14 protein-coding genes are annotated in these 13,974 nt (G+C 61.1%); 4 read left to right on the top strand and 10 right to left on the bottom strand.

The window, feature by feature from the left end:
* Nucleotides 1-11 precede the first annotated feature (11 nt).
* The 6 genes from hfq to AOA60_RS06385 all read right to left on the bottom strand — a co-directional run bounded on the left by hfq (nucleotide 12) and on the right by AOA60_RS06385 (nucleotide 6,006).
* On the bottom strand, nucleotides 12-272 hold the full coding sequence (hfq, locus tag AOA60_RS06360) for an RNA chaperone Hfq (RefSeq protein ID WP_071482778.1): 261 nt from the start codon (nucleotides 270-272) through the stop codon (nucleotides 12-14).
* Nucleotides 273-366: 94 nt separating this feature from the next.
* Complete coding sequence (gene miaA, locus AOA60_RS06365; RefSeq protein ID WP_099583676.1) at nucleotides 367-1,338, bottom strand: tRNA (adenosine(37)-N6)-dimethylallyltransferase MiaA; 972 nt, start codon at nucleotides 1,336-1,338, stop codon at nucleotides 367-369.
* On the bottom strand, nucleotides 1,338-3,236 hold the full coding sequence (mutL, locus tag AOA60_RS06370; RefSeq protein WP_178075328.1) for a DNA mismatch repair endonuclease MutL: 1,899 nt from the start codon (nucleotides 3,234-3,236) through the stop codon (nucleotides 1,338-1,340). The genes miaA and mutL overlap by 1 nt, the downstream gene beginning before the upstream one ends.
* 14 nt (nucleotides 3,237-3,250) lie before the next feature.
* Complete coding sequence (locus tag AOA60_RS06375) at nucleotides 3,251-4,672, bottom strand: N-acetylmuramoyl-L-alanine amidase (protein WP_099583678.1); 1,422 nt, start codon at nucleotides 4,670-4,672, stop codon at nucleotides 3,251-3,253.
* A gap of 15 nt (nucleotides 4,673-4,687) precedes the next feature.
* Nucleotides 4,688-5,158: a tRNA (adenosine(37)-N6)-threonylcarbamoyltransferase complex ATPase subunit type 1 TsaE gene (gene tsaE / locus AOA60_RS06380; protein WP_099583679.1), complete on the bottom strand. Its 471-nt coding sequence runs from the start codon at nucleotides 5,156-5,158 to the stop codon at nucleotides 4,688-4,690.
* Nucleotides 5,146-6,006, bottom strand: a complete 861-nt coding sequence (locus tag AOA60_RS06385; RefSeq protein ID WP_099583680.1) for an NAD(P)H-hydrate dehydratase — start codon at nucleotides 6,004-6,006, stop codon at nucleotides 5,146-5,148. The genes tsaE and AOA60_RS06385 overlap by 13 nt, the downstream gene beginning before the upstream one ends.
* Nucleotides 6,007-6,069: 63 nt before the next feature.
* On the opposite strand from AOA60_RS06385, the gene queG reads away from it, so the two are divergent.
* Nucleotides 6,070-7,134 carry a tRNA epoxyqueuosine(34) reductase QueG gene (gene queG / locus AOA60_RS06390; RefSeq protein ID WP_099583681.1) on the top strand — a complete coding sequence of 355 codons (1,065 nt, stop codon included), beginning with the start codon at nucleotides 6,070-6,072 and terminating at the stop codon, nucleotides 7,132-7,134.
* On the opposite strand, the gene AOA60_RS06395 is transcribed toward queG, so the two are convergent.
* Together AOA60_RS06395 and orn are read right to left on the bottom strand one after the other, a co-directional pair.
* Nucleotides 7,131-7,748 (bottom strand): trimeric intracellular cation channel family protein, encoded by a 618-nt coding sequence (locus AOA60_RS06395; protein ID WP_170827587.1) that lies wholly within the window; start codon nucleotides 7,746-7,748, stop codon nucleotides 7,131-7,133. The two genes, queG and AOA60_RS06395, sit on opposite strands and share 4 nt — an antisense overlap.
* A gap of 180 nt (nucleotides 7,749-7,928) precedes the next feature.
* Nucleotides 7,929-8,471: an oligoribonuclease gene (gene orn / locus AOA60_RS06400; RefSeq protein ID WP_099583682.1), complete on the bottom strand. Its 543-nt coding sequence runs from the start codon at nucleotides 8,469-8,471 to the stop codon at nucleotides 7,929-7,931.
* Between the two features lie 108 nt (nucleotides 8,472-8,579).
* Between orn and rsgA the strand changes: the two genes are divergently transcribed.
* Nucleotides 8,580-9,611 (top strand): small ribosomal subunit biogenesis GTPase RsgA, encoded by a 1,032-nt coding sequence (gene rsgA, locus AOA60_RS06405; RefSeq protein ID WP_003171340.1) that lies wholly within the window; start codon nucleotides 8,580-8,582, stop codon nucleotides 9,609-9,611.
* Nucleotides 9,612-9,895: 284 nt separating this feature from the next.
* A complete protein-coding gene (locus AOA60_RS06410) occupies nucleotides 9,896-10,291 on the top strand; it encodes a type II toxin-antitoxin system PemK/MazF family toxin (RefSeq protein ID WP_099583683.1) in 396 nt (131 codons plus the stop codon).
* 62 nt (nucleotides 10,292-10,353) lie between these two features.
* Here the strand turns inward: AOA60_RS06410 and motB are convergent, their stop codons facing one another.
* Together motB and motA are read right to left on the bottom strand one after the other, a co-directional pair.
* A complete protein-coding gene (gene motB / locus AOA60_RS06415) occupies nucleotides 10,354-11,370 on the bottom strand; it encodes a flagellar motor protein MotB (RefSeq protein ID WP_099583684.1) in 1,017 nt (338 codons plus the stop codon).
* 3 nt (nucleotides 11,371-11,373) lie between these two features.
* Nucleotides 11,374-12,225: a flagellar motor stator protein MotA gene (gene motA / locus AOA60_RS06420; protein ID WP_099583685.1), complete on the bottom strand. Its 852-nt coding sequence runs from the start codon at nucleotides 12,223-12,225 to the stop codon at nucleotides 11,374-11,376.
* A 167-nt stretch (nucleotides 12,226-12,392) separates the two neighbouring features.
* Here motA and AOA60_RS06425 point away from each other — a divergent pair, with 167 nt between their 5' ends.
* The gene (locus AOA60_RS06425) at nucleotides 12,393-13,928 is read left to right on the top strand and encodes an HDOD domain-containing protein (RefSeq protein WP_099583888.1); all 1,536 of its coding nucleotides are present in this window, start codon (nucleotides 12,393-12,395) and stop codon (nucleotides 13,926-13,928) included.
* Nucleotides 13,929-13,974: the final 46 nt, after the last annotated feature.

A 13,974-nucleotide genomic window follows, 5' to 3' on the forward strand; every position in this document is an offset into this window, starting at 1 on the left:
GGAGACTCCTATCAGGCGTTACCTGGCTCAGCGTCACCGACTTCGTCACCTGCTGCGCTAGGCAGACGGATTGGACGAACTGGAACGACTGTCGAGATAGCGTGCTTGTAAACCATCTGGCTGACGGTGTTTTTCAGCAGGATCACGAACTGGTCGAACGACTCGATCGTGCCTTGCAGCTTGATACCGTTGACCAGATAGATGGAAACCCCCACTTTCTCTTTACGTAAAGTATTCAAGTAAGGGTCTTGTAGCGAATGCCCTTTTGACATGTGCCGCACTCCTTTAAGGATCAATAATAAAAAATCGGAAAATAGATAGCTCATGGCCGTCACACCCCCAAGGATAGACGGCAATTGCAAGGACTCAGCTCAATATGGAGACCGTTCCCAAGTATTTCAAGGCGCGTGACAGATTGTCGCTGTCCAGGCTGTCCAACCAGTGCAAATCGCTCCAGCTGCGCAGCCAGGTGAACTGGCGTTTCGCCAATTGGCGCGTGGCAATGATGCCGCGCTCCTGCATTTCGGCTGACGTCAGCTTGCCATCCAGATGATCCCAGACTTGGCGATAGCCTACAGCGCGTATCGAAGGTAACCCTGGATGCAGGTCACCTCTGGAACGCAGTGCTACGACCTCGTCGATAAACCCCTGTTCCAACATAATTGTGAATCTTTGTGCAATTCGTTCATGCAGCACCTGGCGATTTGCCGGAGCGATGGCCAGATTCGCCACAGTATAGGGCAATTGTGACTGTCCAGAAGCGCCTGCGTCAGCACTTTGCGCACTTTGTTTCAGGCGTAGTTCAGTCATGGTCTGACCGCTGACACGCCAGACTTCCAGAGCACGACTGAGACGCTGGGGGTCGTTGGGGTGAATGCGCGCGGCCGAGACCGGATCCACCGCCGCCAACTGGTCGTGCAAGGCTTGCCAACCAAGGCGTGCAGCCTCTTCTTCGAGTTCGGCACGCACCTGGGCATCAGCCGGCGGCATATCCGCCAGACCTTCCTGCAAAGCCTTGTAGTAGAGCATCGTGCCGCCCACCAGCAGCGGAATGTTGCCCCGTGCAGTGATCTCGGCCATGGCGGCCAGGGCGTCGGTGCGGAAATCCGCGGCCGAATAGCTCTCGGCCGGGTCTATGATGTCGATCAAACGGTGCGGATGCTCAGCCAACAGTGCTTTAGACGGCTTGGCCGTACCGATGTCCATGTCCCGGTAAACCAGGGCAGAGTCGACACTGATCAGCTCGCATGGCAACACCTTGGTCAGCTCGATGGCCAGGTCGGTCTTGCCGGCGGCCGTTGGGCCCATCAGAAAAATCGCGGGGGGCAAGATACTCATCAACGGCCGCGCAGGAACAGTTTGTCCAGATCGTCCAGGCCCATTTGGGTCCAGGTCGGTCGGCCATGGTTGCATTGGCCGCTGCGCTCGGTGTTTTCCATGTCACGCAGCAGGCCATTCATTTCCGGCAGGGCCAGACGGCGGTTGGCGCGAATGGCGCCGTGACAGGCCATGGTGCCGAGCAGCTCGTTGATGTGCGCCTGGATACGGTCACTGGTGCCGTACTCCATCAGGTCTGCCAGCACGTCGGCCACCAGCCGGTTGGCTTCGGCTTGTTTGAGCAGCGCCGGAATCTGGCGGATTGCCAGGGTTTCCGGCCCCAGGCGTTGCAACTCGAAGCCCAGTTTCTGGAACACGCTGTGGTGCTCTTCGGCGCAATCGGCTTCACGCTGGCTGACGGCCAGGGACTCCGGCACCAGCAGCGGCTGGCCGCTGAGGCCTTCGCTGGCCATGGCGATCTTCAGGCGCTCGTACATGATCCGCTCGTGGGCGGCGTGCATATCCACCAGCACCAGGCCGTGGGCGTTTTCCGCGAGGATATAGATACCTTTGAGCTGCGCCAGCGCATAACCCAGCGGCGGAATATCACCGCCACCTTCCGGCAAGGCCGCTGCGCCCGGCTCGGCACCCGGCAGCGGCGCGAAAAATTCGCGGTAGGCCGCCCGGGCCTCGGCCACAGGCACCGTCGACTGCGGTCGCGGTGTGTATTGGTATTGATAGCCCGCGCCCGCACCGGAGCCCGGCGCGGTATACGCAGGTTGCGACTGCGGCGATTGCAGCAGGTTGGCCGCCAGGCTCATTTCGCCCTGAGGCCCAAACTCGCCAGCTTCGGGACCGCTCGGACGCACCACCGCCGTCACTATCGGCGCCGACAATTGATCATCCGGGCGCACGTCGCCCAGCGCGCGGTGCAGGGTGCCATAGAGGAAGTCATGCACCATGCGCCCGTCACGGAAGCGTACTTCGTGCTTGGTCGGGTGCACGTTGACGTCGACCACCGAAGGGTCAACCTCAAAGAACAAGACAAATGTCGGATGCCGCCCGTTGAACAGCACATCGCGATACGCCTGGCGCACCGCGTGGGCCACCAGCTTGTCGCGCACCGCACGGCCATTCACAAAGAAGTACTGCAAGTCCGCCTGGCTACGAGAGAAAGTCGGCAAGCCAACCCAGCCCCAGAGCCGCAAGCCATTGCGCTCGATCTCGATCGGCAGCGCCTGCTCCAGGAACCCACCGCCGCAAATCGCCGACACTCGCCGAGCGCGCGCGGCGTCGTCATGGGCTTCGTGCAGGCTGAGGATGGTCTTACCGTTGTGCCGCAGGTGGAATGCCACGTCGAAGCGGGCCAAGGCCAGGCGCTTGATGACTTCTTGCAGGTGATCGAATTCGGTTTTCTCGGCCTTGAGGAATTTGCGCCGCGCCGGGGTGTTGAAAAACAGGTCGCGCACTTCCACCGACGTGCCCACCGGGTGTGCCGCCGGCTGGACCCGCGGCGCCATGTCCCGGCCTTCGGTTTCCACTTGCCAGGCCTGCTCGGCATTACGGGTGCGGGAAGTCAGGGTCAAGCGTGCCACGGAACTGATCGAAGCCAAGGCCTCACCGCGAAAGCCCAGGCTCATGACCCGTTCGAGGTCTTCCAGGTCGCGGATTTTGCTGGTGGCGTGACGGGCCAGGGCCAGCGGCAGGTCATCGGAAGAAATGCCGCTGCCGTCGTCACGTACCCGCAGTAACTTGACGCCCCCCTGCTCCACGTCGACATCAATGCGCTTGGCACCGGAGTCGATGCTGTTTTCCAGCAGTTCCTTGATCACCGATGCAGGGCGCTCAACAACCTCGCCCGCTGCAATCTGGTTGGCCAGGCGCGGGCTGAGCAACTCAATGCGCGACCCGCTGTTCAAGGTAGATTCGCTCATTACTGCGCCGCCAATTCAGTGCCTGGGATGGTCAACACCTGGCCAACTTTCAACTCATCGGTCTTCAGGTTGTTGGCACTGCGCAACGTCGCGGCCGAGACCTGGAAGCGCACTGCCAGCATCGCCAGGGTATCGCCGGGCTGCACACGATGGTCACGCGGGCCTTGGGCGATCTTGCCGGAGTCCCGCAGCCAGGCGATGTAGGTGCCAGGCGGCGGGTTTTGCTGGAAGAACTGACGCACACCGGCGCTGATGGAGCGCGCCAAGGCCTGTTGGTGGCTGGCACTGGCGAGCTTGGACGCTTCGTTGGCGTTGGAGATAAACCCGGTTTCCACGAGGATCGACGGGATGTCCGGTGACTTCAGCACCATGAACCCGGCCTGTTCAACACGCTGTTTGTGCAGCGAAGTCACGCGACCGATGTTGCTCAGGACCTTCTGGCCGACGTTCAGGCTGGAGGTCAGCGAGGCCGTCATCGACAGATCGAGCAATACACCCGCGAGCATCTTGTCCTTGTCGTCCAGGGATACGTTGCCGGCACCGCCGATCAAGTCGGAACGGTTTTCGCTGTCGGCCAGCCAACGAGCAGTCTCGGACGTAGCGCCGCGATCCGACAACGCAAACACCGAGGCACCGAACGCAGCGGTCGAGGGCGCCGCATCAGCGTGGATCGACACGAACAGGTCAGCCCCCTTCTTGCGGGCGATTTCGGTACGGCCGCGCAGCGGAATGAAGTAGTCGCCAGTACGGGTCAGCTCGGCGCGATAGCCTTTCATGCCGTTGACCTGGCGTTGCAGTTCACGGGCGATGGCCAGTACCACGTCTTTTTCATGCTGGCCCCGCGAGCCGGATGCACCGGGGTCTTCACCGCCGTGGCCGGCGTCGATCACTACGATAATGTCGCGTTTGCCCGCCGGGGCAGGCGGCGGTGGCGGCAACTTGACTTGGGGCTGCGACGGGTTGACCGGCACGGCGGGCACAGTCGCCACGGCCGGTGTCGGCGCAGGCGGCGGTGCGGCATCGGCGGCGTTGTCGAACAGGTCGACCACCAGGCGGTTGCCATACTGGGCATTCGGCGCCAGGGAGAAGCTTTTCGGGGTCACGACTTTTTTCAGGTCGATGACCACACGCAAGTCGGTAGGCGTGCGCTGGGCCGAGCGCATGGCGGTAATCGGGGTGTTGGCGGTGGACACCTTCAGCGGCGCGGCCAGGGTCGCGCCGTTGATGTCGATCACCAGGCGATCAGGCGCCGTGAGGGTAAAGACGCTGTGCTGGACCGGGCCAGACAGGTCGAACACCAGTCGCGTGTTATCCGGCGCTCGCCACAGGCGAACACTCTTCACCTGTGAAGCAGCCAGAGCATTGACAGTCATTGCCGCAAGCAACACCCCTACGACAGCAACCAACGCGCGAAAGCGCATACCTAACCCCACCAATTATTTGAATTCCAATACCAGAGCAGCACACCACGATTCACCGCGTGGGCTCTGGGGCAACAACTTCAGCTGACGTCCTGATTCATGCGGCGTAATGGTAATGGTCAGGTCCGGCTTTGGCAAAAAGCCTGTGCCTTTATCTGGCCACTCGATCAGGCACAGTGCGTCTTCATCGAAGTAATCACGGATGCCCATGTACTCCAGCTCTTCAGGATCGACCAGGCGATAGAGGTCGAAGTGGAAAGCACGCGCCGCACCGATCTCATAGGGCTCGACCAAAGTAAACGTAGGACTTTTTACCGCCCCCACGTGGCCCAACCCACGAATGATGCCCCGTGACAGCGTGGTCTTGCCCGCCCCCAGATCGCCTTCGAGAAAGATCAATCCCGCGCCACGCGTGACCTGCGCGACGCGATGACCGAACGCGACCATGGCGTCTTCATCGGCCAGGAAAAGGATTACTTCAGGCACGGCGACTGCTCCTCCAACAATTGACGAATGGCCGGTATCAGGTCGCTGGCCGCCAGGCCACGCCCCAGGCTGCCCTGGCGATCCCCTGCCGTGGCGTGCAACCACACGGCCAGGCAGCTTGCTTCATAAGCCGGCATGCCTTGAGCCATCAGCGCACCCACCAGGCCGGCCAATACATCGCCCAAACCTGCCGTCGCCATTGCCGGATGGCCCTGATCACAACGGGAAACACGGCCATCGGGGCTGGCAATCAAACTGCCAGCACCCTTGAGGATAGCCACTGCCTTGAATTTCTGGCTCAACGCGCGCGCTACCTTAAGGCGGTCGGCCTGTACCTCGGCTGTCGAAATGCCCAACAAGCGCGCGGCCTCGCCCGGATGCGGCGTAATCACACTACCGCTCGGAAGACTCACAGTACCGGCCGCCAACTGATTCAACGCGTCTGCGTCCCACACCTGCGGCAGCTGCGCGTTGGCGGCAACCGATATCAGGCTTTTACCCCAGGACGCCTCACCCAGGCCCGGACCAATGACGATGACCGAGATTTTTTCCAGCAGACCCATAAGCTGGTTGGCTGAGCTCACGCCTACGGTCATGACTTCCGGCATGCGAGCCAACGCGGCAGGCACGTGCTCAAGGCGAGTCGCCAGGGACACCATGCCCGCCCCGCTGCGCAAGGCACTTTGCGCGCTCAACAGCGCTGCGCCGCCAAAGCCGCGATCGCCACCAATGACCAGCAAGTGGCCGAACTGGCCTTTATGGGCGTCCGGGGAACGCGCAGCCAGTTGCGGCAAATGGCCGTGCAACAAGGACTGAACGTCGGTTATTTCGTGTTTTGTCTGCGGCATGCGTCTTCAAGCTCCGATGTCTGGCAGAATTATACGCATCTAACCTGTGGTTTCCCGTGTCTCATGCCCGCTATTACCTCCGATCTGCCTGCCCTCGCCCAATCGATCAAAGACTGGGGCCGCGAGCTGGGCTTTCAACAAGTCGGCATCAGCGGCCTGGACCTGGCTGAGCATGAACAGCACCTGCAACGCTGGCTCGACGCGGGCTACCACGGCGAAATGGACTACATGGGCGCCCATGGCAGCAAACGCTCGCACCCTGACGAGCTGGTTCCCGGCACCTTGCGCGTGGTGTCGCTGCGCATGGACTATCTACCCGGCGACACTCAAATGGCGCAACTACTGGCCCAGCCGGAAAAAGCCTACATCTCGCGCTACGCCCTGGGCCGTGACTACCACAAGCTGATCCGCAAGCGCGTACAGCAACTGGCCGACCGGATTCAGGCGCAGATCGGCCCGTTTGGCTTCCGCGCCTTTGTCGACAGCGCGCCCGTACTTGAAAAAGCCATCGCCGAAAAGGCCGGCCTGGGCTGGATCGGTAAAAACACCTTGGTACTCAACCGCAAGGCTGGCAGTTATTTCTTCCTCAGCGAGCTGTTTGTCGATTTACCGCTGCCGGTGGATGAGCCCCATAGCACCGAACACTGCGGCCGTTGCACGGCGTGCCTGGATATTTGCCCGACCAACGCCTTTGTCGGCCCCTACGTGCTGGACGCCCGGCGCTGTATTTCCTATCTGACCATCGAACTCAAGAGCGCCATTCCTGAAGACCTGCGCCCGCTGATTGGCAACCGCGTGTTCGGCTGCGATGACTGTCAGATCGTTTGCCCGTGGAATCGTTTCGCCCGCGCCACCACCGAGGGCGATTTCAAGCCTCGGCATAACCTGGATAACGCAGAACTGGCCGAACTGTTTATGTGGGACGAGGATAAATTCCTCAGCAGCACCGAGGGCTCGCCCCTGCGCCGCGCCGGCTACGAGCGCTGGCTGCGCAACCTGGCGGTGGGCCTGGGCAATGCGCCGTCGAGCATCCCGGTGCTGGAAGCCTTGAAGGCACGCCGGGATTCCCCCTCGGAGCTGGTACGCGAGCATGTGGAATGGGCGCTGAACCAGCACGCTACGCGCTAGTGCACGTCGTCGTTGTAGACGAACTTGGGCATTTCCCAGTGAAAACGGATCGCCAACAGGCGCAATAGAAAGCCGCTGAACAGGGTCAGCAGGATCGCTTGCTCGCTGGGCAATTGCAGATACAAACAGAGCAAATAGAACCACGCGGCTAGGAACGACACGCTGGCGTAGAGCTCGCGGCGGAAGATCAGCGGAATGTCGTTGCAGAAAATATCCCGCAGGATGCCGCCAAAAACCCCGGTGATCACGCCGCTCACTGACGCCACCAACATACCGTGCCCCATTTCCAGGGCAGTCATGCAACCGATCAGCGTGAAGGCCACCAGGCCCAAGGCATCCAACGCCAGGAACAACGAGCGCAGGCGGCGCATCAGGGGCGCGATAAAGATTGTCACCAGCGCCGCCACCGAGGTCAGCACCAGGTACTCCGGGTGTTTGACCCATGTCAGCGGGTAATGCCCCAGCAACACATCCCGCACCGAACCGCCACCCAGCGCCGTTACACAGGCAATCAGCACCACGCCGAACCAATCCATGCCGCGACGCCCCGCAGAGAGGGCACCGGTCATGGCTTCGGCGGTGATGGCGATCAGGTAAAGCATCAGCAGCATGATGGCGATCCTTGTAAAGTTGTAGTGAGCGGGCTTGCCCCGCGCTGGGCTGCGCAGCAGCCCCAAATAGTTGGCGATGATATTTATCGGGAGGAATGCGGCGACGGTAGTGGGGCCGCTACGCAGCCCAACGCGGGACAAGCCCGCTCACCACAGGAAGCCCGGACACGGTAAGAAACCGTTTCAAGCCTTGATGAAGTGCTTGCGGTAATGCTGCAACTCGGCGATCGACTCGCGAATATCGTCCAGCGCCAAATGGGTGCTGCCTTTGTGGAAGCTGTCTTTGACTTCCGGCGCCCAACGCGCGGCCAGTTCCTTCAAGGTCGACACATCCAGGTTGCGGTAGTGGAAGTAGCTTTCCAGCTCCTTCATGTGGGTATAAAGAAAGCGGCGGTCCTGGCAGATGCTGTTGCCGCAGATCGGCGATTTGCCCTTGGGCACCCACTTTTCCAGGAAGGCGATGGTTTCGGCTTCGGCCTCGGCCATGCTGATGCGGCTGTCGCGCACACGCTGGGTCAGGCCGGAGTTGCCGTGGGTACGGGTGTTCCACTCGTCCATGGTGGCGAGAACGGCGTCGCTGTGGTGGATGGCGATCACCGGACCTTCGGCCAAGGTGTTGAGGTTGCTGTCGGTGACAATGGTCGCCATCTCGATGATGACGTCGGTGTCGGGGTTCAGACCGGTCATTTCCAGATCGATCCAAATCAGGTTCTGTGGGTTTTGCATGGCTTGATTCTCTTGGCACCTTGGCGTAGCTGCGCAGTTTAGCAGGCGGGGCCGTGCTAGACTCGCGACCGTTTTACCCAACCTTTGCATTATCAACACGGAACACCAATGGCCAAACGCCAGCTCAACCGTCGCCAAAACTGGCGCATCGAAAAGATTCAAGGCGAACGCGCCGCTCGCGCCGCCAAACGTGAATCCTCCGCCGTGGAAGCGCTTGAGGGCGGCGACCTGGGCCCCGAGCAAACGGGCCTGGTGATCGCGCACTTTGGTGTGCAGGTCGAAGTCGAGGCGCTGGAAGGCGAACTGGCAGGCTCTGTGTCCCGCTGCCATTTGCGCGCAAACCTGCCGGCGCTGGTCACCGGCGACAAGGTCGTGTGGCGTGCAGGCAACCAGGGCATCGGCGTGATCGTCGCCCAGCTGCCGCGCACCACCGAACTGCGCCGGCCCGACAGCCGCGGCCAGCTCAAGCCGGTAGCGGCCAACGTCGACATGATCGTGATCGTGTTCGCGCCGCTGCCCGAGCCCCATGCCAACCTGATCGATCGCTACCTTGTAGCCGCCGAGCACGCCGGCATTCGCCCGCTGCTGCTGCTGAACAAATTCGACCTGATCGACGAGCAGAACGCTCCGGCGCTCAATGCCTTGCTGGCGGTCTACCGAACCCTGGGTTACCCGGTGCTGGAAGTCTCGGCTCACCACGGTAACGGCATGGAACAGCTGCAACAGCAGTTGGACGGGCGCATCAGCGTGTTTGTCGGCCAGTCCGGCGTGGGCAAGTCATCGCTGGTCAACAGCTTGCTGCCGGAAGTCGACACCCGTGTCGGCCCGCTGTCGGAACTGTCCGGCCAGGGCACCCACACCACCACCACCGCGCGACTGTTTCACTTCCCCGGCGGCGGTGAGCTGATCGACTCCCCTGGCATCCGTGAATTCGGCTTGGGCCACGTCAGCCGCAGCGATGTGGAAGCGGGCTTCATCGAGTTCAACGACCTGATCGGTACCTGCCGTTTTCGCGATTGCAAGCATGATCGCGAGCCGGGCTGTGCGTTGCTCAAGGCCTTGGAAGATGGGCGCGTGCAGCAGCAGCGGATGAACAGCTATCGGTCGATTATTGCGAGTCTCCCGGAGAGCAGTTACTGAGCAGGCATGCCTTGATGCATATAAATGCCAATGCAGAGCGCCCTATTCCATTGATTTAATGGGAGTTGGCATCAAGAATTCAGCATAACTGGGTGGCTCGTCGACACAAGCCAGCTTGAATTCGGAATTTCTGATGCCCATAATCGCTCCGTCACCAGCGAAAGCTGGCAGGAGTCTGGATCCTTTCGGGTTGATCCAGCGGCGCAGAAGGGGCGAAGCAAGCTCCACTGCGTGTCGAATGAAGCCGCCTTCGGGCGGCTTTGCTTTTTGTGGGACATTCACGAGTGGCTCTCTACTATCACCCGAAACAAGGCGATGTTCTTCTGTGCGATTTCACCCGAGGCTTCGTGGCACCGGAAATGCTGAAAATCCGTAAAGTCGTCGTGATATCTCCTACCGCCACTCACAATCGAAAACTGTGCACCGTCGTGCCGATCTCATCTACCGCACCAGAAATTCAACACGACTGGCATCATTTGCTACGCAGCAATCCGCTTCAATCCGACGGCTACAAAGAGCTGTGGGTGAAGTGCGACATGATTTACACAGTCAGCTTCGAACGGCTCGACAAACTCCACAGAAAGACTCGGTCCAAAGGGCGAGAGTACTTCGTACCTCGATTGTGCTCCGACGATATGCGGGGTGTGATCAGCGGTGTTAAAGCGTACCTGCCACTCTGAGCACACATGAAAACGCCCCGTTCATCGGGGCGTTTTCATTGGTGCGGCGCACGGCATGAACCTTAGGATCCCGCCTTAGGCACCGTAGGATCCTTCATCCCACCATCATCAAACAGATTCAGCTTCTGCCGCAGTTCGTGGGCTGGCAACGGCTCCTGCCCCGGCGGGATGGCGTTCGGGTCAGTCGGCACTTCGCCGGGTGCGCCCGCGCCTGGGGTTGGCACAACGGGCGGCTGATCACCTTCAATCGCACGCTGGGCCTTTTTGGTCAGCACCACGATGTCGATACGCCGGTTGATCGGATTGAACGGATCCTTGGGCTCGAATAGCTGCGAGGAGGCAAAACCCACCACGCGCGCCACTTGCGGATCGGGGTAGCTGCCTGCCACCAACGCACGGCGGGCGGCGTTGGCGCGGTTGGCCGAGAGTTCCCAGTTGCCGAAATCACCCTGGCCGGCATACGGTTTGGCGTCGGTGTGGCCGCTGATGCTGATCTTGTTCGGCACCGCCTTGATGGTGTCAGCCATGGCCAGCAGGATGTCTTCGAAGTAAGGCTTGAGCCGCGCGCTGCCGGAATCGAACATCGGCCGGTTGGCGGCATCGGTAATCTGGATGCGCAGGCCTTCGGGCGTGATCTCGAACGAGATCTGATCCTTGAATTTGAGCAGCTGCGGATTTTCATCCACCTTGGTCTGCAACTCTTGCAGCAACAACTCCAGGCGTTCCTGCTCGACCTGCTCGGCCATGCTCTCGACCGTGTCACGCTCGATCGGGATTTTTTCCTGCGGGGCCTCGGTCTTGACCTCTGGGTTGATGGTGCGCTCAGGCGCCAACTGCGGCGAGCCGCCCAGGTCGATCACAAACGGCGTGCCACTTTCCGAGAAGCCAATCGGGTCTTTGAAGTAGCCGGCGATGGCGATCTTCTGTTCGGGCGTGGCGGTAGACATCAGCCACAGCACCAGGAAGAACGCCATCATCGCCGTCGCAAAGTCGGCGAAGGCGATTTTCCAGGCGCCACCATGGTGCCCCGCAGCGAAGCGCTTGACGCGCTTGATGATTATCGGCTGGTTGTTTTCCATGGCTTAGCGACCGCGAACCGCTTGTTCCAGCTCGGCGAAGCTTGGGCGATGCTTCGGGTACAACACCTTGCGACCGAACTCGACCGCCAGCGATGGCGGCATGCCGGACGCGGACGCTACCAGGCTGGCCTTGATCGATTCGTACAGATTGATTTCTTCCTTGGCATCGTGAGCCAGGGAGGTGGCCAGCGGGCCGAAGAAACCATAGGCCGCGAGAATACCGAAGAACGTACCCACCAGCGCCGCACCTACGTGCATGCCGATGGCCGCTTGGTCACCTTCGCCCAGGGATGCCATGGTCACCACGATACCGAGCACCGCCGCAACAATACCGAAGCCAGGCATGCCGTCGGCGATGCCGGTCACGGCGTGGGAAGGGTGTTCCAGCTCTTCTTTAAGGCTGAACAATTCCATGTCGAACAGGCCTTCCAGCTCGTGGGGGGCCATGTTGCCGGAGGACATGATGCGCAGGTAGTCGCAGATATAGGCGGTCATGCGCTCATCTTTGAGCACGGCCGGGTATTTGGCGAAAATCGGGCTGGCGGCGGCGTCCTCGATGTCGGCCTCGATGGCCATCATGCCTTCGCGGCGGCTCTTGTTGAGGATCTCGTACACCAGGCCCAGCACTTCCAGGTAGAAGGTGTGGGTAAAGCGCGAACCGAACATGGCCAGCGATTTCTTGACCACGTGCATGGTCATGTAGCCGGGGTTGGCCTGCAGGAAGGCGCCCAGTGCCGCACCACCAATGATCAGCACTTCGAAAGGCTGGATCAGTGCCGCAATTTTACCGTGGGACAGGACGTACCCGCCGAGCACGCTCGCGAAGACGACGATGATGCCGATAATTTTAGCCATAGGAGATGAGTACTTGCGCCGTCGGGTTCATGGACATATTTGGGGGAACTGGAAAACTCTTGTTCCTCTTATCGGCAAAACTGCGCCAGACTATAGCCCGTTAAGGCGAAAAGCCAGTTCGGCCCGCTCCGGGCGTGTTGACCGCAAGTGATGATCGCGCCCCAATCATGGCTAATGAAACGACAGTCCCATCTGTAAGACCTTCCTCTCTCGCCGCTTGGATCAAGCGTCTGGACGACGTACTGCTGCCCGTTCCTCAGGCCAGCCATGACCGAGTGTGCAAAGCCATCCGCGACAGTCGCAGTTCGTTGCGAGATATTGCCGAACTGATGCAGAACAGCCCCGCCCTGGTGCTCAGCGTGATGCGCGAGGCCAACAGCCACACCCATGGCAGCCTGGCGGAACCGGCGGAAAACCTTGAAGTGGCGCTTAACCGCCTGGGCCTCAAGCGCGCCGAAGAACTGCTCGCACGCCTGCCCTCGTTGCCCGCTCAAGAAATTCCCGTGGCATTGCGCCAGCTGCTGCTGGTGAGCCAGCACGCGTCGCAGCAGGCCAACGGCTTGTTCGGCAGCCGTCTGGCGCGGCTCTGGCAGGACATTCACTGGGGCAGCCTGCTGTTTCTGTCGCCGCTGTGGCCGATGGCCGTTGCCTACCCCAAACTGCTTGAAGAGTGGGAACTGCGCGTCATCCACAAAGGCGAGCCTGCACGCAAGGTCGAGCAGGAACTGTTCGGCGTACGCCTGCTGGACCTGTGCCTGGGCCTGACCGAAGCCTGGCACCTGCCGATCTGGGTATCCCAGGGCTATACCCTGTTGCTGCGCGAACAACGTTTGCTGGTCAAGGCGCTGCATATCGCCCGCGAAGACGACCCGTTGCGCCACCAGCAATTGCTCGACGCCGAACCCAATCTGCGTCGCTGGCTGAACCAGCCGGCCAATACCGTGCTGCTGGCCAATGGCCTGGCGATGTCGGCCCAGGAGTCCTGGACCTGCCCGCACACCCAACGCTGGCAATACCTCACCGCCCTGTACCTGCAACAGCCCTTGGCAGAGGTGCAGCAACACTCTCATCAACAAGCCGTGACCAGCGCCCGCACCGCCCTGATGCCCGACCTCTGGCACCCGGCGCTGTCGCTGATCTGGCCGTGGCACGTACAGAAGATCCATCGCGGCCTGCTGCCGGCGCCGCCACCGACTGCCGAGGCCCTGGCCGTTTGGCGCAACCGCTGCACCGAACTGCTCGTAGAGCCGAGCCGCTTTGCCAATGCCATGCATTTGACCACCTGCGCCAAGGAAGCCCTGGTGGCCAGTGGCATGCAGCGTGTCCTGTTGTTCATGGCCGATCGCGCCCTGAGCACCTTGCGTGTACACCAGGCCGACGGCCTGCCCAAAGACGCCGCCAACCTGAGCCTGGACGTGGTCAACAGCACGCTGCTGCAACGCCTGCTGGAAAAATCCGCCCAAGTGCGCCTGACGCCGGACAACCACGCGCAGTTCTCGGCCTTGCTGCCGCCGATCCTGCGCCGCCTGTTCACCGGTGAACACCTGCTGTTGCGCTCGATGAGCTGCAATGGCCGCGTGGTGATGGTGATGGTCGCCGACCAGGGCGGCGGGCCGTTCTCGGAAACCACCGTGCAGGCCTTCGGCAAAACCGCCCAATGCATCGAGAAAGCCCTGCACAGCTTTACCAACCGCAGCGCCTGATGCTTGCGCTACAATCGCCGTCCTTTATCGCCAACATTTGTGCCCA

The organism is Pseudomonas sp. 2822-17 (genome assembly GCF_002742485.1).
GTDB classification, from domain to species: domain Bacteria; phylum Pseudomonadota; class Gammaproteobacteria; order Pseudomonadales; family Pseudomonadaceae; genus Aquipseudomonas; species Aquipseudomonas cyclaminis.